At 60.8% G+C, this 18,408-nt stretch carries 14 protein-coding genes, 1 tRNA gene and 1 pseudogene; 11 read left to right on the forward strand and 5 right to left on the reverse strand.

Annotated features, from left to right (window positions below; translation table 11 throughout):
* Window positions 1-13 precede the first annotated feature (13 nt).
* Window positions 14-898, forward strand: a pseudogene (locus B7Y43_RS03690) (YifB family Mg chelatase-like AAA ATPase); the annotation flags it as partial.
* 793 nt (window positions 899-1,691) lie between these two features.
* On the opposite strand, the gene B7Y43_RS03695 reads toward B7Y43_RS03690, so the two are convergent.
* Entirely contained in the window at window positions 1,692-2,162 is a 471-nt protein-coding gene (locus tag B7Y43_RS03695) for a GreA/GreB family elongation factor (protein ID WP_374130269.1), read from the reverse strand.
* Window positions 2,163-2,414: 252 nt separating this feature from the next.
* Between B7Y43_RS03695 and B7Y43_RS03700 the strand changes: the two genes are divergently transcribed.
* The 4 genes from B7Y43_RS03700 to B7Y43_RS03715 all read left to right on the forward strand — a co-directional run bounded on the left by B7Y43_RS03700 (window position 2,415) and on the right by B7Y43_RS03715 (window position 6,018).
* On the forward strand, window positions 2,415-3,701 hold the full coding sequence (locus B7Y43_RS03700; RefSeq protein WP_374130270.1) for a site-specific integrase: 1,287 nt from the start codon (window positions 2,415-2,417) through the stop codon (window positions 3,699-3,701).
* Between the two features lie 60 nt (window positions 3,702-3,761).
* A tRNA-Leu gene (locus tag B7Y43_RS03705) sits at window positions 3,762-3,846 on the forward strand.
* A gap of 637 nt (window positions 3,847-4,483) precedes the next feature.
* The gene (locus B7Y43_RS03710; RefSeq protein WP_374130271.1) at window positions 4,484-5,056 is read left to right on the forward strand and encodes a TetR/AcrR family transcriptional regulator; all 573 of its coding nucleotides are present in this window, start codon (window positions 4,484-4,486) and stop codon (window positions 5,054-5,056) included.
* Between the two features lie 26 nt (window positions 5,057-5,082).
* Window positions 5,083-6,018, forward strand: a complete 936-nt coding sequence (locus B7Y43_RS03715; RefSeq protein WP_374130272.1) for an MBL fold metallo-hydrolase — start codon at window positions 5,083-5,085, stop codon at window positions 6,016-6,018.
* A gap of 151 nt (window positions 6,019-6,169) precedes the next feature.
* On the opposite strand, the gene B7Y43_RS03720 is transcribed toward B7Y43_RS03715, so the two are convergent.
* The 4 genes from B7Y43_RS03720 to B7Y43_RS03735 form a co-directional block, all read right to left on the reverse strand.
* Entirely contained in the window at window positions 6,170-6,727 is a 558-nt protein-coding gene (locus tag B7Y43_RS03720) for an SDR family oxidoreductase (protein ID WP_374130273.1), read from the reverse strand.
* A gap of 131 nt (window positions 6,728-6,858) precedes the next feature.
* Window positions 6,859-7,776, reverse strand: a complete 918-nt coding sequence (locus tag B7Y43_RS03725; protein WP_374130274.1) for an alpha/beta fold hydrolase — start codon at window positions 7,774-7,776, stop codon at window positions 6,859-6,861.
* 631 nt (window positions 7,777-8,407) lie between these two features.
* Entirely contained in the window at window positions 8,408-9,766 is a 1,359-nt protein-coding gene (locus tag B7Y43_RS03730) for an alpha/beta hydrolase family protein (protein WP_374130275.1), read from the reverse strand.
* A 153-nt stretch (window positions 9,767-9,919) separates the two neighbouring features.
* The gene (locus B7Y43_RS03735) at window positions 9,920-10,696 is read right to left on the reverse strand and encodes an SDR family NAD(P)-dependent oxidoreductase (RefSeq protein WP_374130276.1); all 777 of its coding nucleotides are present in this window, start codon (window positions 10,694-10,696) and stop codon (window positions 9,920-9,922) included.
* A 270-nt stretch (window positions 10,697-10,966) separates the two neighbouring features.
* Here B7Y43_RS03735 and B7Y43_RS03740 point away from each other — a divergent pair, with 270 nt between their 5' ends.
* The 6 genes from B7Y43_RS03740 (at window position 10,967) to B7Y43_RS03765 (ending at window position 18,393) form a co-directional block, all read left to right on the forward strand.
* Window positions 10,967-13,252: a TonB-dependent receptor gene (locus tag B7Y43_RS03740; protein ID WP_374130337.1), complete on the forward strand. Its 2,286-nt coding sequence runs from the start codon at window positions 10,967-10,969 to the stop codon at window positions 13,250-13,252.
* A 96-nt stretch (window positions 13,253-13,348) separates the two neighbouring features.
* Window positions 13,349-14,284, forward strand: coding sequence for a VOC family protein (locus B7Y43_RS03745; RefSeq protein WP_374130277.1), 936 nt, complete (start codon window positions 13,349-13,351; stop codon window positions 14,282-14,284).
* A gap of 149 nt (window positions 14,285-14,433) precedes the next feature.
* Window positions 14,434-15,600, forward strand: a complete 1,167-nt coding sequence (locus tag B7Y43_RS03750) for an amidohydrolase family protein (protein ID WP_374130278.1) — start codon at window positions 14,434-14,436, stop codon at window positions 15,598-15,600.
* Between the two features lie 24 nt (window positions 15,601-15,624).
* On the forward strand, window positions 15,625-16,587 hold the full coding sequence (locus B7Y43_RS03755; RefSeq protein ID WP_374130279.1) for a phytanoyl-CoA dioxygenase family protein: 963 nt from the start codon (window positions 15,625-15,627) through the stop codon (window positions 16,585-16,587).
* Between the two features lie 22 nt (window positions 16,588-16,609).
* Window positions 16,610-17,575, forward strand: a complete 966-nt coding sequence (locus B7Y43_RS03760; RefSeq protein ID WP_374130280.1) for an aldo/keto reductase — start codon at window positions 16,610-16,612, stop codon at window positions 17,573-17,575.
* Window positions 17,569-18,393, forward strand: coding sequence for an alpha/beta fold hydrolase (locus tag B7Y43_RS03765; protein ID WP_374130281.1), 825 nt, complete (start codon window positions 17,569-17,571; stop codon window positions 18,391-18,393). Before B7Y43_RS03760 ends, B7Y43_RS03765 begins: the two co-directional genes overlap by 7 nt.
* The last annotated feature ends 15 nt before the right edge of the window (window positions 18,394-18,408 follow it).

The following is an 18,408-nucleotide window of genomic DNA, read 5'->3' on the forward strand; positions in this document are numbered from 1 at the left end:
GTAGGGGTCTTTTGGAAACAACATGCTGATGGTCGGCCCGCCGGGGTCGGGCAAATCGCTGATGGCATCGTGCCTTCCGGGCATTTTGCCGCCCCTGGATTCAAGCGAAGCGCTGGAAGTGTCGATGGTGGCCAGTGTTGCAGGCACGCTCAACGGCGGGCGGCTCACCCGCACACGGCCCTATCGCAGCCCGCATCACTCCGCCTCGATGGCGGCGTTGGTCGGTGGCGGGCTGAAGGTGAAGCCGGGCGAGGTTAGCCTCGCGCATCTTGGCGTGCTGTTCCTCGATGAACTGCCCGAATTCCAGCGCGCCGTGCTCGATTCGCTGCGCCAGCCACTCGAAACCGGCACCGTCAGCGTCGCGCGGGCGAACGCGCATGTCACCTTTCCAGCGCGGGTGCAGCTCATCGCGGCGATGAACCCGTGCCGTTGTGGGCATCTGGGTGATGCAGCGCTCGCCTGCTCGCGCGCGCCGAGATGCGCCGCCGATTATCAGGCCAAGGTCTCGGGGCCGTTGCTCGACCGCATCGACCTGCACGTCGATGTCGCCGCGGTCAGCGCCGCCGATCTCGTCCTGCCGCCACCGGCCGAGGGTTCAGCTGAGGTCGCCGCGCGTGTAGCGGCGGCGCGGGCGATCCAGTCGGCGCGCTATGCCGATACGGCGGCACGGACAAATGCGGAGGCCGACGGTCCCGTGCTGGACGCCGTCGCCACCCCCGACGATGCAGGCCGCAAGCTGCTGGCCCAAGCCGCCGAGGCAATGCGTCTGTCAGCCCGAGGCTACACCCGCATCCTCCGCGTCGCCCGCACGATCGCTGATTTGAGCGGGAGCGAAGGGGTAGGGCGCATCCACATCGCTGAAGCGCTCAGCTACCGGCGGCAGGCGCCGCGGAGTTAGTTGGAAAAGCAATTGGCGGGAATTGGTGAGCGTGGTGTTTAGTTGCCGTTCAGTCCGGTTTAAAAGCCTTGATATCGAACGGGACCGAAGAACTTAGCGCTCCGCCAAACTTGTCAGCCGCACATTGGGGGTGAGCGAACACTTCTTGCATAGTTCCGCTATGATCCTCCCATAAGCCTGAGAGAACAATGCGGACAGCGCCGCTGTCGGCTTTTGCTATGCCTTCATCGCAATAGCAGCATTGATATTCGAGTCTGCCCATCGTGACTGCTACATCGCGCTACGGTCGTATATCCGCAATAGAAGCGATTGTTGCCATCTCATCCACCCGTCACCCCGGCCTTGTGCCGGGGCCCACCTCCCCACCCGCAAGGTCGGCTATTGTTGTGCTGTCGCTCCCGGGGACACAATACCGCGCTCCCGGGGACACAATACCGAACTCGATCGACCGCCCCGCGCGCATGCCGCTGTCCTACAGCGCCGGCAAATGCTATCGCCGCGCTCGCTCTTTCAGACCGTCAATCATCACCCGTATTGCGTGCCCGCAACGCGGCTCCGCAATAGGCAATGGCAATCCGCAACTTCCGCAACTTCACGATGCGCAAGGCAGGCCCGACAGACGCCTGACCACGCCATATGCCACCAAGCGCCGGCGCCGGCCCCGATTCCAGAATCACCCTAATGAACGCCAACCAGCCCCGGCGCCGCAGCGATCGCATCAGTGCGAACATTCGGGAACATTCGCCTCCGGGCTAAGCACCAACCGACGCTCGCATCCCCGGAACGCGTCGGATCAGCGCGCCTCCGCGCCGCCGATCGCGACAATCTCAATCGCATCCGCCCGCCCGCCAAAATCGAGCACCTCGCCCACCTCAGCGCCAATGAGCGCGCGAGCCAGCGGGGCAGTAAACGGAATCTTGTCGTCCGCTCCCTCCGCCTCATCGCTCCCCACCAGCGTCACCTCGCGTTCCGCGCCATTCAGCGTGAATCGCACCCGCGACCCGAACGCCACCCGGTCGGCTGGCGGCGGTGGGGCGAGTTGCGCGCTGGTCTTGCGCGTGATCCAATAGCGCCATTGCCGCTTGGCATCGGCAAGGACCTTCTCCTCGGGCTCAGCCGCGATCACCGCCTCCACCTCAGCCAGCTTCGCCTCGATAATCGCCAGCCCGGCTGTCGTCACCAGATTGGGGCCCGGCGGAATCGGCAGCTCGAATTTGGGCTCCAGATGCTCCTCATCGCTCTCCCGGCGAAACGCGACGCTCATGATTTTTCCTTCATTGGCGATATATGGCGCGCAACGCCCGATAATCACAAGACGCCCCATCTTGCAGCAGCGCCCGGCTTGGTCTAGCGAGCACTGCGTTGCGGGCGTGGTGGAACTGGTAGACGCGCCGGACTCAAAATGGCGTTTGGCCTAACAAACTGACCAAAAAACATCGGAAAATCAACAATTTATCGTTAGGCGATCGACCTAAAAAACCCTTACACATGTCTTACACAGTTTGGGGTGTTCGATATGCCAGTTGAGACCCATGTTTTGATGGATGGAGCGCTTCACGTTTATCGCCGTGAGAACAGCCGCTACTGGCAATGCTCGACTTACCTTGGCAGTCTAAATCATAGACAGACAACCAAAGAGGTCAATCTTGCGGCCGCCAAGGATTTCGCCCGCGACTGGTATATGGAGCGGTGCGTCGAGGATCGCCAACGCCGACGCGGTGGCGCTCCCTTGCTGGACAACCCTGTCCAGCTCCTTGTCGCCGGTCCCGGCGCGTCGACCGATGGTCGGCGTCGGCGAACGCCCACTGGTCCTACCTTCGGCGATGCCGCCAATGCGTTCGCCAGCGAATTCGAGGTCATTACGCTTGGCGAGCGCAATGCCGAATATGTGAAACAGAAGTCGGATCACGTCCGCGTTCACCTCCTTCCGTTCTTCGGCAAGTTTGCTCTTGGCGACATCAACGCGGGCACGGTTCAGGAATATCGGGTGCATCGACAAACGTCGCGGCTCGACCCCAAAACTGGCAAGCCGAAGAAGCCCGCCCGTGCGACGTTGCACGGCGAGGTGGTAACACTGCGCCAAGTGCTGAAGACAGCCAATCGCAAGGGCTGGATCGACGCGCTTCCCGACATGTCGGCGCCCTACAAGACGTCGGGCAAGGTCGAACACCGCGCGTGGTTTTCGCCGGAGGAATACAAGATACTTTATGAGGCGACGCGCGAGCGGGCGAAGAACCCGCCGAAGGAGCGCTGGCGAGAGGTCTGCGAAACCTTCCACGATTATGTGCTCTTTATGGGCAACACCGGGTTACGACCCGACGAGTCTGCTCGTCTTCAGACGCGCGACGTCAAAATTGTGCAGGATGAATCGACCGGCGAGCGCATCCTGGAGATCGAGGTACGCGGCAAGCGCGGCGTTGGATTTTGCAAGTCGATGCCGGGGGCGATCCTACCGTTCGAGCGGGTTCGAAAGCGCAAGCAGCTAAAGCCGACCGATGTCATATTTGGGAAGACGCCGCGCGAGCTGATGAACACCGTGCTCGACGAGCTCAACCTGAAGTTCGATCGCGATGACCATATCCGAACCTGCTACAGCCTCCGGCACACTTATATCTGCCTGCGCTTGCTCGAAGGCGCAGACATTTACCAGGTTGCCAAAAACTGCCGCACAAGCGTCGAGATGATCGAGAAATTTTACGGACGACATCTGAAGAACAACATCGACGCGTCTGCGGTCAATGTTCGCAAAGCGAAGCCGAAACCGATCGCCGCTCGCAGAAAGGCCACGAAGCCCGCGACGTGACGCGCGGTGCTTGCCTTTGGCGTTGCGCCAAAATTTGGCTGCGCTATAGGCAACGGCGTCGCGGGCGTGGTGGAACTGGTAGACGCGCTGGATTCAAAATCCAGTTCCGAGAGGAGTGTGGGTTCGATTCCCACCGCCCGCACCATCTGATTTTGCAGGTTCCGACAAGCCCACCGCACGGGGGCTGGAACCTGCATCAGTGGAGCGCTTTGGGCTGGACGGCCCGCGCTCCGCTGCGCGAAATGACAATCGAACGGCATTGTCATGCTGGCATTCGGCAGACCATCCGGGATGCAGCCATCGCCAACATTTACGCAGTTCGTCGAGCCCTCTGGCTCGCGCAAGAGCTCCTTTGCGTTCATGCGGGCTTTGCCGACAGCATGGGTGGTTTGCAGCCTGGCCACTTTTGGGCAGCGCCGAAGCGATATCGGCCGTTCCTTCAGCTGAAAGACGACAGCAGCTCCGCGCTCCAATTGTCGCCATTCAAAGCGCTGATCGGCGTCCCTAAAACCTGCCGTTAGTTTAGGCTCGCCGCTGCGCCCCCACAAAGGTCCGGACCTAAGGACTTACCCGCCATTCCCTCTGTGATCGCCGAATAATGGCTTTCTGCAGAACCTGACGTTAGGGCGTTTGCCCGCCTTTACGTCGCTAGAGCAAAGTTGGCCGAGATGAGAAAGCCGGATTCCGAGCGGCGAGGTAAGGATAGCTGGTTTTCGTTCGGGTATGTCGTGTTGGGATGCGGCACGCATTGACAATTAGATAGACTTGTCTAATTATTGCTGATGAGCAGCTCGGGCACAAAAGATATTTTGATCGAAGCCATGGCCTCCAGTCTGCAGGAACATGGCTATCGCTCGACCAGCACGACAGAGGTGCTGGCGCTGACCGGCGTTTCCAGAGGTTCGCTCTATTTCCATTTCCCCGGCGGGAAAGAGGCATTGGCGGCGGCTGCGGTGCACGCATCTGGCGGACGTATCACCAAATGGATCACAACGGAGTTTGCGGACGGCCCCGATGCCTCGGCTGCAACTTGTCGGCTTATTGACGGCTTTGCTGAGGCGCTGGACGCCAGTCAATTCACCAAGGGGTGTCCAGTTGCTTTGAGCGCACTGGAGGTCGGTGAGCACGAGTCCGTGCTTCAAGCGGCCATCCGAGCCGTATACGCGGATTGGCAGTCGGCCATCGGCGCCGGCCTCTTGGCGCGTGGCATGGGGCCGGATGCTGCTGAGAGGCTATCGGAACTCGCGCTCATTCAGATCGAAGGCGCGCTGCTGCTCGCTCGCGTCAGCAAATCAACAAGGCCGCTGATGGTGGCGAAGGCGGCGCTCGCAAATGCAATCGGAGAAACACTTTGAAGAGAGCTTGGGGCCTGGTGCTAGCTGTGCTGGTTGTTGTCGGTCTCATAGGTGCGGGCGCCGTCGTGTTGACGCGACGCCACATTGATATCGCCGCCCATGCTGAGGGTTCCGTCGTCCCGCGAACAGCGACGCCAGATTTTGGCCTGAGATTCTCAATTTTGCCTACGGCCACGATCATGGCGCCTGAGGGTGTTATGTTTGAGGGGGGCAACTGGCTGCGGCAACGGACCATGGCGCATAGCGCCGTGTTGATCTGCCATCCGAAAGGTCTGGTCCTTTTCGACACCGGTCTTGGGCGCGCGATCGATAACCAGATTGGCGAATTCTCGCTGCTGCAACGCCTGGCGTTCCGCTATCAAAAGCTGTTGCCCGCGGCTGACGTCATCGCCGCAACCCACCCTTGCCCCAGCCGGCCGGTCATCATCATCCCCTCGCATCTGCACTTCGATCATGCCGGGGGCATAGAGGATTTTCCGGATGCGAACGTTTGGATCCAAGCTGACGAGCTGCGGCAAGCGCGTATCGGTGGTGCCCATCAAGGATTCTTGCCGGGCCAAATCGACGCCAAAACGATTAGATGGCGACCGTTCGTTTTCAGCGAGCGACCCTATGAACAATATCGCCAATCACAAGACGTTTTTGGCGACGGCAGTCTTATACTTGTACCGATGGCCGGGCACACCGTAGGCTCGGTTGGCCTCTTCATAAATACCGGAGGGCGCCGTTATTTTCTGACCGGTGACACTACCTGGGCACTTGAGGGTTTTACTCGGCCAGCTCACAAGTTTTTTGCGATGCGCCAAATGGTCGACCTCGACCTCCCGAAGATGGACGCCGAGATCGTCGGCGTTCGCCGACTGATGGCGCGCGATCCCAAATTGACCGTTATTCCAGCCCATGACACTGCAGCCTATCCGGCGAGCGCCATCTACCCCCGCTGGATCGGAGGAGGGAAATAAGCGTTTTTATAGCCGTCATCGCGTGCCACGCGATCACGCAATAGGCGAGCTCGAACCTGATACGCCACCCGCGTTCCCAGGACCTGCCAGACGGCAACCGGCCCAGTTCTCGCCGTTTGTCTGCGGACATCAAGTGACTGAAACCGGACGCTTAAGCGCTCCATCCGCCATCGATATTGTAGGTGGAGCCTGTGACAAATCCCGCTTCTGGCGGTGCCAAGTACGCGACGAGGCTTGCAACCTCATCGGCAGTTCCATGGCGTGGAATGGCAAGCGGGGTTCTATTTAGGGCGGCGTTAGGGCCATCTGCCGGATTTCGTTCGGTGTCGATCGGCCCCGACTGCACCAAGTTCGCTGTGACTTCTCGCGGCCCTAGATCGCGGGCCAAGCCACGTGTCATCCCTCCCAGAGCCGCCTTGCTGGCGGCATACAGCGTTCCGCCCGCACCTGGCATCCTGTCCGCGACGATGCTGCCAATTGTGATGATACGCCCGCCCTTTGTCATGAGGGACGCGGCCCTCTTCGCGGTGAGGAATGGCGCTTTAACATTGAGCGCAAATGATCGGTCGAAAGCGTCGTCTGCGTAGGTCTCAAGCGCACCGAGGATCGCTGTCCCTGCCACACTCACGAGAATGTCTAAACCGCCGAATGAACCGCGCCGGGTCCGTCGGAGTTTTGAACGCCTGAGAATGCGCTGCTCATAAATCATCACCAGAAGCCGAATCAGCTCGTGCGATAAGTTAAAACAGCGAAGGGGAAGTGCAATTTTAGATCGCATCTGAGGTTTATTCGTGTCCGCTATCAGTACCGGTGGCCGACTGCTACATTGGTCTGGCAAAATTATTGACAGGGATGGTCGGCGAGAAAAGCTGCAATCAGCGCCGCACAATGGTCGGGCGCATCGCGGTGCGGCATGTGACCAGCGATAGCCACCCGTTCGACATGCGCATTGCGGCAAGCTTCTGCAATCGCATGGGCCATAGCGGGCACGAACACCTCGTCGCGATCGCCCCAGATCACCAGCACCGGACAATTGATCGATTCGATCGACAGGGTGACGTCCGGCATGGTGATTTTGTCGGTGGGCACCTCGAGTGGCGCGGCCCGATACCAGGCGAGCATGGCTTGCCACACGCCGGGCCGCGTCCAGGCATGGCGATAAGCCGCCACATCTTCAGGCGTGAGAGCGCCCTGCTGCAAAGGCTCTCCTAGAAACTGTTCGATCAGGCCGTCGACATTGGCCTCGTTGAAGCGCGCCCCGGCACCTACGGCACGCAGATCGTTGATGTATTGGGATGCTACGCGCTGGGCGGGGTCGTGCCAGATCATCGCTTGCAGCACCCCGAGGGGCGGCGCGTTCAGCGCAATCAACGCGGCAATGCGATCGGGGTGGGCCGTCGCCAAGGCAAAGGCCAACACCCCGCCCCAATCGTGACCGCACAGACAGACCGTCGCCAGGTTAAGCGCATCGAGTAGGCCAACAATATCATCGATCAAAAGATCGAGCCGATAATCAGAGTCCGATGTCGGGCGTTCGCTATCGCCATAGCCGCGCAGATCAGGGGCGATCACCCGGTAAGAGCCGGCAAGCCGGTTGGCAATCGGACGCCAGGCGCCGGCATGATCGGGGAAACCATGGAGCAGAATGACGGGCGGACCCCGTCCTTGCTCAAAATAATGCAGCGTGATCCCGTTGACCGAAGCGTAGCCATGCCGAGTTTCGAGTGCTGCGGCGATAGGAATGGGTGGGCCGGCCATCACGGCTGACCATCTGCCACCCGCGGGCGATAGTTGGAGCGGGCGGAATCGACAATCTGCCCCTGCCGTGCTGCGAACATCGAAGCGACGGTGACCAGCGCTTCGGGCGAGACTGGAAGAACTTCGAACAAGTTGCCTTCGGGGTCGCTCCCACACGACGACCGCGAGACACCAAATTGATGCGTGGGGGCCTTGCAGATCGATGCCCACCGCGTGCGGCGGTGCACCGTAGGTGGCAACGTCGTCGCCTTGGAATGAAAGGTAGCTCCGTCCCGGTGTTGCCGGGCCGCGGCGCTCGGCGGGCTTGGTGGCATTGGCTGTAGCCAAACCCGCGCATACGGCTGACTCCCGTCCGGCGGATGTCGCCGGCAACCATCGGACAGAACCTGTTCCACCACATCCGTATTGTTTCGTGACAAGGGTCGATCTCGCGCGCGAACACCAGATCCTCCTGGTTCCGCAAAGACAACAAGTGATGGATTTACGTCATGATGACCAGCCGGATCAACGCGGGTGCCGAGGTGACGCAGTGAAACGGGCTGGCCGGGTTGGCGCTGAATTTGCGGATCTTCCGGAGGGATACTCACGCCCGCGCGTATGTGCCACGATTGTCTGACGATGCCCTTCGGCCTCATTTGGATTCAAGTGAAGAATTGCTCGGCGCAGCATGGTGCATCTCTAGTCCGGTGGCCCAACGGCGCTGAAAACCTCGCCAATATTTGTTCTGCGTTGGCCCAGCAACCATTCCATTGAGTTGCTCCCCAAATGAAGTCGGCCATTCGCCCCCGTCGGAATCGATCGTCGGGACCGCAAGATAGGCGCGCTTGGCCTCTTCGCCCTTCAGCGTCAGGTCCAGGAAGGCGGTCACGAAGTGCTGGTTGATGGCGTTAAGCCGGTCGCTGCGCCATACGGGTTCTTTCAAAAACTCGGCGGCGACAAACGGAGCGTCGGGGGCCAGGTTAAATTGATTGCCGACGATGTTGTGACGGGCCTCACGGTAGACGAGCATATAGCGATCGCTGCCTGTCATATTCTTGAAAAGCCAGGAAACACCATCCTTGAAGTTGACTACATCATCCTGGTCGCCCGCGACCAGCAGGACAGGATGGGTGATCCGGCCAAGCGCGGCGGCATCCCAGGCTCGGCTGTCGGGCTGGCCGCCCCAAGGGGAGAACAGGACAAGCGCTTTGATCTGAACGGCCTCCGCTGCAGCCTGGCTAAGCTGGTCCTTCGCCGTCTGCGGGATTCGGGCAAGCGGCCCGTCATCCAGCCGATAGGGCGCACCCGCCGAATTGATTGCGCCATAGCCGCCCATCGAATAGCCGATCAGCCCGACGCTGCGCATATCAATCAGCTTTAGATAGGGTGCCTTTCGGGCGCGAACGTCGCTGGCGATCCGGGCAAGAACCTGTCGCTGGTCGAGCGTCCGGTCTACCAGGACGTTGCCGAATGATGCCAGGAACGTCGCGACGCTATCCGCCGGCATGTCCTGATGCTCGATCGCCGCAACGACATATCCGTGCGAGGCGATATGTTCGGCAAGGTTGCTGAACTGAGTGCCCCAGCCGCCATATCCGTGCGACATTAACACCAGGGGGAAGGTGCCGTTCGGCAACGGCCTAGCGTCGGCAATGGCTGTGCCCTGGCTTGAGAGGGGGAAAGGCGGCTGTGAGGGAAAATGCATGACGTGATCATAGCGAGCACCCTTGCCCTTCGCCGTCGAATCAGCTGGATACCAGTAGCGCACGGCAATGATGCGGTCGGCAACCTCTTCATGCCCGCTCACCATGCTGAGCGCGGTGATGCGCCCGCGCGCCGGCAGGGTCATCTGCACAACGGCGGTGCCGAGTCGATAGCTGCCCGACCGAGCAAGTTCGGGCATTTCTCCCGCCAGCCCCGCATGGACTGTCGGCGTCAGTTCATAAGCAGCCATGGCCCCCCCCGTGGCAATGATGGCAGCAAGGCCAAGGAACAATCGCTTCAGTCTCATCGCGGGACATCCTTCAGATCGCAAATCCAGCAGCTATTGTGTTGATGTGCAAACCCCGAAATGGTCCGGCACTGGCCAACATGCGAGCCGATTGCATATTATAATTACACTTATCGTCAAAAAGAAGCGGGCTGGTATGGTACCGGCGGCACGTCATTGCGCCTTCAGGCCACCATCGACGGGTAGGGCCGCCCCCGTCACAAATGACGATGCGTCACTGGCCAAAAACAGCACGACGGCGCCGATTTCCTCGGGCTGTGCATAGCGGGCAAGCGGAATCATGGCGGCAAATCGTGCCCGCAGCGCGGCGATCTCCGCTTCGGTCTTGCCGGCTTCAAGGCTGAGCATCATCGGCGTCTCGGTCATGGCCGGACAAATGGCATTGACCCGAATATTGCGCTCCGCGAGCTCAACGGCAGCAACCTTTGTCATGCCGATGACAGCGTGCTTGCTCGCATTATAGGCCAGTAAAAAACGCCCTCCACCGAGCCCAGAGACTGACGACATATTGATGATGGAACCGCCGCTCTGCATCAGGCTGGCAGCGCATTTCATACCCAGGAATACCCCCCGACAGTTGATGAGCATCACCTTGTCAAAGTCGGCGACCGGGTAGTCCCAGAGTGCACGGCTCGGCCCGGAAATGCCGGCATTGTTGAACATGATATCGAGGCGACCAAACGTTCTGCGAACGACACCGGTCACCTGCTCCCAACTCGCTTCGTCAGCGACGTCGCATTCGACCGTTTCCAGACGCTGCCCGACCGCGGCGCAACCGTTCCGGAGCGGCTCCCAATTTGCGCCCGGCAGATCGAGCGCCACGACGTTGGCACCGGCGCGCGCCAGCATAACCGCGGTGGCCAGGCCGATTCCCTGCGCGGCGCCTGTTACCAGCGCCACCTTCCCCTCCAGCGTGCCTTCAACCGCCATACTCTTTTCCACTCGCCCTGAAGTGCCGATTTATTAGACCATAGGTCAATTCACAGCAGCACATACCACGATCTGCCGTGGAATTCTTGCCAAATCGACCCTTGAGTTGACGATTCAGCTTGCTTACTGACTTTATGTATAATACGTATCCCAAGTCAAGCATCTCGACCCGTATGCAACCGGGCACAATGCGATGCATCAAGAGGGGGAGTTAAGACTATGGTATTATTACGTAAATCTGTTTTCCTTGGATGTGCAGCCTTGCTGTTCGTGCCGCTTAGCCCCGCCGCAGCCGAGGTGCTCGGGACCGATAATGATACCAAAGATGCGCCAAAGGCGACTCCAGCGCCGCCTGTGTCGGACGATAGCGCCAATGGATCGCCCAATGATATCATCGTGTCCGCGCGTAAGACGCGCGAAACGCTGCAGGATGCGCCGCTTGCGGTTTCGGTGCTGACTGGCGAATTTCTGGATCGCACCGGGTTCGTGCAGCTCTCAGACGTTGTTCGATTCGTTCCCGGCGTCAGCATTTCCCCGCTGAATACGGCGCGCGCGACCGGCACCAAAATACGCGGCATTTCGACCTTCAGCTTTAGCGACGGGTTTGAATCGAGCGTTTCGACGGTAGTCGACGGCGTCGTCCTCGGACGCGAAGCGCAAGGTTTCACCGATTTTCTCGATGTCCAGTCGATCGAAGTTATCAAGGGGCCACAAGGCACGCTGTTCGGCAAGAACGCATCGGCGGGGGTCATCAACATCCAGACGAATAACCCGGAATTTAAATTTGGCGGCAGGGCAGAGGCAAGCTACGGCAGCTTCAATGAAACAAGGCTTCGGGGGACGGTAACGGGTCCAATCGTCGGAGACACGCTCGCATTCCGTGTGACGGGCACATATAACCGTCGTGATGGCGTGTTGGTCAACGCGATCGCCGGCCAGCCCGACCTTAACGACCGCGACACTTACGCTGTTCGCGGCAAACTGCTGTTTCAACCCAGTGATGCGCTGAAAATCGTTTTGACCGGCGATATCGAACGGGGGAGCAATCGCTGTTGCCAACCGACCTATCGGGTGGCCGGGCCACCGTCGGGCGCCATTCCGTTCGCCACCAACACAGGTGTCCTGCAGTTGCGCGATGCGCTTGCGGCGCTCAACATCGTTGCTGGACCCAGCAATCGCCGGGTCGGTGTGCGTGGCGACCGAATTTTCGAGGGGACTAACTCTGGCGGGCTTGCGCTGAACCTCGATTATGATTTCGGCTCGACGTCGCTAACGTCGATCACGGCGTGGCGACAGTGGAACATCGACGAATTTAACGAAGCAGACGGTGTTTCGAACTCCAATCTCAATAGTCGCAACGGCACCACCGTTGGGACCGAGCAATTCACGCAGGAACTGCGGCTGAACGGCAAGATCGGTTCGGTCGTCGACTATGTCGGAGGCCTGTATTTTTTCCATCAAGATCTGGACGCGCACGGGCGGGTCGATATCGAGTTTGGCCTGCCTTTCCCGCCGTTCTTCAACGTTCGAACGCGCGCCGACCGTACGGTCGAGACCAACAGCTATGCCGCATTTGGCGAGGCGACATTCAACCTGTCGCGTAAGGCCTCGATCATCGTCGGCGGGCGCTACACCCACGACACGCTGCTCGCCACCTACAACCGTGTCTCTACCGCGATCAATCCGGCGGCGCCCTTTGGGGCGTTTTTCGGGCCCAATGTTATTGGCGTCCAGCCGGTCCGGAACGACAATTTCTCCGGTCGCGTGATCGGGCGGTACTTCTGGACCGACGACATCATGACCTATGTTTCCTGGTCGCGCGGATATAAGGGGCCGGGCATTGACGTGGCGGAAAGCGTGAACGTTGCGGCTGTCCTCAGCCCCGGCGGCTTGCCGGTGCTCAAGCCCGAAATCCCGACACTGTATGAAGCCGGGCTCCGGACCGCGCTTTTTGACAAGGCACTGACGACCAACGTCACCATATACAGCCAGGACCTGGAAAACCTCCAGACGATCACGCAGACGGCCGTCGGAGCGGCCCAGAACATCGGAATTGACCTGCTGAGGTCGAAGGGGATCGAAGCTGAGGTAATCCTTCGGCCAAAGGCCTTGCCTGGCCTCACGCTCAGCGGTTCCTATACCCTCAACGATGTCAAGATTGCGAGGTTCACGGCTATCCCCGCGCTCAATGGCAGGCAATTCCGAGATAACGCCCATGATTTCTATTCGATCGTCGGCGATTACCGCACCAAGCTCGGTCGCTCCGATTTCGAGGGGTTCCTGCGCGCCGAGTGGAACTGGCAATCGGCCAAAAACACCGATCTGAATGGCGCGGCTTTTGCCAATGTCGATGCCTATGGACTGCTTAATCTGCGGGTCGGAATCAATGGGCCAGACAATCGGTACGGCATCGCATTTTCTGTCGAAAATGCGACCGACCAGGTCTATGCCAATTACATTCTGGGCAGTTCCTACCGGCAGCTCGACGGGACGTCGGCGACGCAGTTCATCGGCGACCCACGGACGTGGCGGATTACTGTGCGCACCAAGTTCTAATCGGGCGAGCTATCCGATTGCGATGAGCCGCAGGCCGGGTTCTGAAGGGAGCTGGATCCGTCCTGCGGCACCGCTTCGCACTGCAAAGGATTGCTGATGATTTTGGGTATTCATCATGTGACACTGGCGGTGCGCGATCTGGCAGCAGCCCGAGACTTTTATGGCGCGGCAGCGGAGATGCAGGAGATGGCTGTCTCCGAGTCTGCAGCGCTGGCGGCGATAGATCATGATCTTGGCGGCATGGATTCCAACCATTGCCTGCTGGCGGGCCGCAACGGTTATCTCCTGCTCATCGCGCCGCAGTGGCCAGGCGGGGTGCCCGCGCCGGTTGCCAACCCGATCAACCGCGCGGGTATTCGCCATTTTTGCATCCAGAACCATGATATCACGCCGCTTGCCGCCGCGGTCGCGGCGCACGGTGGCAGTCTGATCGCCCCGCCGCTCGATCTGGGAACCGGCAACCAATACGCCTATGCGCGCGATCCCGAGGGCAGCATCATGGAGATTGAGGGGCTGCCCTACGCCCCTATCGCAGAGCCGACCTGGCTCGCCCATGTCGCGCTGGTGACCCGCGACATGGAGCCGGCAATTGCGTTTTATGCTGCGCTGCTCGGCACCGAGCTCAAGAGCAGGGGCCGGTTCGGGCCGGGGCCGCAATTCGACAGGATGGGCGGGCTCGTCGACGCACAAATCGAGGGGGCGTGGTTGCCTGCGGGCAACCTACAGCTCGAACTCTGGCAATTCCATGCGCCCCAAAGCCCCGCCGAAGCAACACGCCATCTTCTTGATCCCGGCTACAGTCGCCTGTGCCTCGAAAGCGATGATCTCGATGCGGATGCGGCGCGACTGGTTGCGCTTGGTGGCGCGCTGCTGAGCGGATGTCTGGAGAGCAAACAACTTCGCACGATCCTTGGTCGCGATCCTGAGGGAAATCTCGTCGAGATCGTCGAATTGCGGGGGTTGGGTGCAGCGTTTTCGCTTTCAGCGTTGGCGGCACCGGACATTTGCAAACGAGTCGAAGCAGGGCGGTGATCGTTCGGCCTCGTCAGGCGTCGTCATTTGACCGCTGGGGCGCAGAAGTGTATTGACCTTTTATATAATAATAGGATTGAGTCGCGGCTTCTCGAGACTTTGCAGTCCTAGCGCCACCCCGCAATCGCGACACCGGAGAGGAGATGGACATGACCTATGCAGGCACCCGGCGGATCATCGACGTCGACAGCCACCTGATCGAGCTCGAAAATTTCCTGTTCGATACGGCCAGCGCCGACGAGAAGGCTATGCTCCCGTCGATGCTCGACCAGCAGCCGGTCATCCAAAAGCGCGATCGACTGGAACTTGGCCGCGAGCAATTCCTTGCCCGGCAAGGTGATGCCGCGCTGACTGCCGAGTATGAAGCGCAGATTCTCGACAACAGCAAAGTCGGCTGGGGGCGTCTGGGTGCTTTCGATCCGGTCGAGCGATCCCGTGCGATCGATCTGTTCGGCTATGAGATCCAGTTGGTGCTGGCGACTTTCACCTTTCACCAATTTTATAATGATCCCGATCCGGCAGTGCGGGAAGCCGGCGCACGGGCGCTCAACCGGGCGATGGGCAATTTTTGCCGGAATGACCCCCGCATGCGCGCGGTCGGCTATGTGCCGCTCGGGCTCGGGCCGGACAAGGCGATCGACATCATCGACGCCGGGCTTGCCGATGGTTGCTTTACCTTTGCAGTCGACACCAACGAGAGCAACGCGGAGGGCCGATCGTTCACGCATGCCGATTTCGATCGTGTTTGGGCGAAATTCGTCAGCCACCGGATGCCGGTGGTCAGCCATGTCGCGCTTAACGGCCATTATGATCCCGTTTCTCCGAGCTTTCGCAACAACGGCCGTGTCTTCCACGAAATCGGCGATGACGCACCAGCCGGGGAAATCGGCGTGATGGCCATCGCCAATTCGGTGCAACTGTTTCTTGGCGCGATGATTTATGACGGCGTGTTCGCGCGGCATCCGGCGCTGCGCGTTATATCGATGGAGCAAGGCTGTCTCTGGCTGCCGGGATGGCTGAGGATGATCGACTTCACGGCGAATGTATTCAAGCGCCTGCGCCCGTTTGAAGAAATGCCTTCGATCACCGCGAAGCGCCACATCAAGGTCGCCCCCTTTGCTGGGGAGCCGGTGGGCTGGGTGATCGAGCAAATCGGACCCGAAATGCTGGTCTATGCATCCGACTACCCGCATCCAGAGGGATCTGGCGATCCGATCGGCAAGTTCGAAGAGACGATGACGAACTGCGATCAATCGACCATCGATGCATTTTACTACAATAATATGGCGGAGGTTCTGCACCTTTCGGATTCTTGACTAGCGCGACGGGAATAGCACCAGATGTCACTGCAATCAGATCGGCATCTGCTGATGGCCGGGCATCCCGCTGAGCGGGAAGCCGCCGAGCTGCGCGCGTATCTTGACAGTTGCACGGGCATCCGCGGGCTCGAGATACTGGAGCCGGGCGAGCTCGAGCGGGCGGTGGCACTGTTCCGCCGCGACGGCTTCGTTGTCATCGCCAACGTCCTCGACAAGGAACAGACAGCTTTTCTGGCCACCGGGTGTTGTGCCGTTGCCAACGATGTTCTGGCGCTCGACGAGCGGCGCGGCGGCAACCGTGGATCGCATCGCTATTCGTTTGGCGGGTCGAGCCTGACGCGAAGCCAGCTGCATCGCCCCGAGTGGCAGATGCTGCTCAATCTGCCCTTCGTCGACGAACTCGTCACGGCAATCTTTGGTTCGCCAAACTTCGCCTTGCGCGCGGCAAGCGGCGATTTCTGTCTGCCCGGCGCGATCGAATACCAGCCGCTGCATTCGGATGTAAGTGACTGGGTCAGCGCCGTGCGATCACCGTTCAGTTCGTTCGTCGATCCGCGCGGGATCGTGACGATTCGCGACCTGCCCTGCCCCTATGTCTGTGTCAATTTCCTGCCGCAGGATGTGACGCGGCTTAACGGCCCGACGCGCCAGATCCCAGGCACACAACATTCCCGTTTGGCGATCCCCTCGCTCGAGGACGAACCTGAATGGATGCGGCTGAGCACGGTCTGCCCGGCGCCTGCAGGCGCGATCATGGTGCGCGACGTGCGCGCCTGGCATGGCGGCACGCCCAACGTATCGGACACAATGCGGTCGATTCCCAACCTCGAGTTCTATGCGCCATGGTTCACCGAGCCGACCGTGCCTGGGATATCGTTCCAGGATCACCAGCGACTTTCGCCCCGCGCGCAATATCTGACACGCTATTGCGTCGCCGATTCGAGCGTCGAGTTGCGGACCGGCGCAACGCTCTTCGCACCGTGAGGCGCCCCCCTGGAGCAGCGCAATGAACTATCGCAACCTCGGTCGATCGGCCCTGAAGGTCAGCGAACTGTGCCTGGGGACGATGAATTTCGGGCCGCGCACATCGGAGGCGGAGAGCTTCGCGATCCTCGGTGAGGCGATCGACCTCGGCATCAACTTCTTCGACACCGCCAACCAATATGGCGGCCATCTGGGCGTCGGCACTACGGAGACGATCCTGGGCCGATGGCTGGCCGAGGACCGCACCCGCCGCGACCGAATCGTGCTGGCCACCAAGGTTCACGAGCCGATGTCGAACGATATCAACGATCGCGGGCTTTCGGCGCGGCACATCCAGATGGCATGCGACGCGAGCCTGAAGCGGCTCGGGGTTGATCATATCGACCTCTACCAGTTCCATCATATCGACCGGACTGCCCCGATCGAGGAAATCTGGCAGGCTGCGGACCGGCTCATCGCGCAGGGCAAGATTACCTACCTAGGATCAAGCAACTTCCCCGGCTGGAAGATTGCGCAGGCGAACGAGAAGGCGATCGCACGCCATGCGCTGGGCCTCGTCTCGGAACAGACCCTCTACAACCTCGTCGAGCGCCGAGCAGAGCTCGAAGTCATTCCCGCATGCCGCGCTTATGGCGTGGGCGTCATCACCTGGAGCCCGTTGGCAGGTGGATTGCTGGCGGGGCGGGCCGGGGAGAGCGGCGGCCGGCGGGATTCGGAGGGGGTGCGCGAGCAGCTTGCCGCTCGAGCGGATCAATTGGCGCGCTTCGTCGATTTGTGCGCCGAGTTGGGAGAAAGCACCAGCGCGGTTGCGCTCGCCTGGACGCTGCACCAACCGGGCATTACCGCGACGATCGTCGGGCCGCGCACGCGCGAACAACTCGCCTCGATCGCGGACGCGCCCGACCTCCGGCTCGATCCAGAGGTGCTGGCGCAACTCGACGCCGTTTTTCCGCCGTGCGGCGCGGCGCCCGAAGCGTATGCATGGTGACGGCGCCAGACATCACCTGTGATCGAATGTGGCTGGAGGGCAGGGTGCCGGTACAGAACGGCTATCTCGCCTATCACCGGACGGGCGGGGACGGCCCGCCGATCTTGCTGGTGCACGGGCTGACCGACAACGGGCTATGCTGGCGACGCACCGCGAGTACGCTTGCCAACGAGCATGACATCGTGATGCTCGATTCGCGCGGCCATGGCGACAGCGCCCGGTTGGCGGTCGGCACCGCGCATGATCCCGCGGCCGACATTGCTCAGGCGATCGATGCGCTCGGCCTGCACGCACCCGTCGTGATCGGGCATTCGGTCGGCGCGCGCGCGGCGGCGTCCTTTGCGGCAGCTCATCCCGATCGACTCTCGAAATTGGTGATGGAAGACCCGCCGCTCGTACTACCAATGACCGGCGACGAAGGCGTCGCTCGGCGACAGGCCTTCCGCGCCAGGGTGACCGAGATACGGTCGCTCGCCGCCGCCGATATCGCGGCGCTCGGGCGGGTCGATCATCCCGATTGGCACGACGATGATTTTCCCGACTGGGTTGTCGCCAAGCAACAGGTCGATCCGGACGCCATGCCGGGCATGGGCGACGATTGGCAGAGCGCGTTGAGCCAGATCGCCGTGCCGACACTGCTGATCCACGGCGAGTCCGCGCGGGGCAGCATGGTGAGCGCCGCTGCTGCGGGCGAGGTAATTGCGCTGAACCCACGCATCCGCTCGGTGCGGATTGCCGGGGCCGGCCACAATGTCAGGCGCGAGCAATTCGGCGTCTTCATCGCCGAAGTACGCAGCTTTCTGCGCGAGGAATACTGAGCACCGATAAAGTCA

Source organism: Sphingomonas sp. 28-62-20 (genome assembly GCF_002281505.1).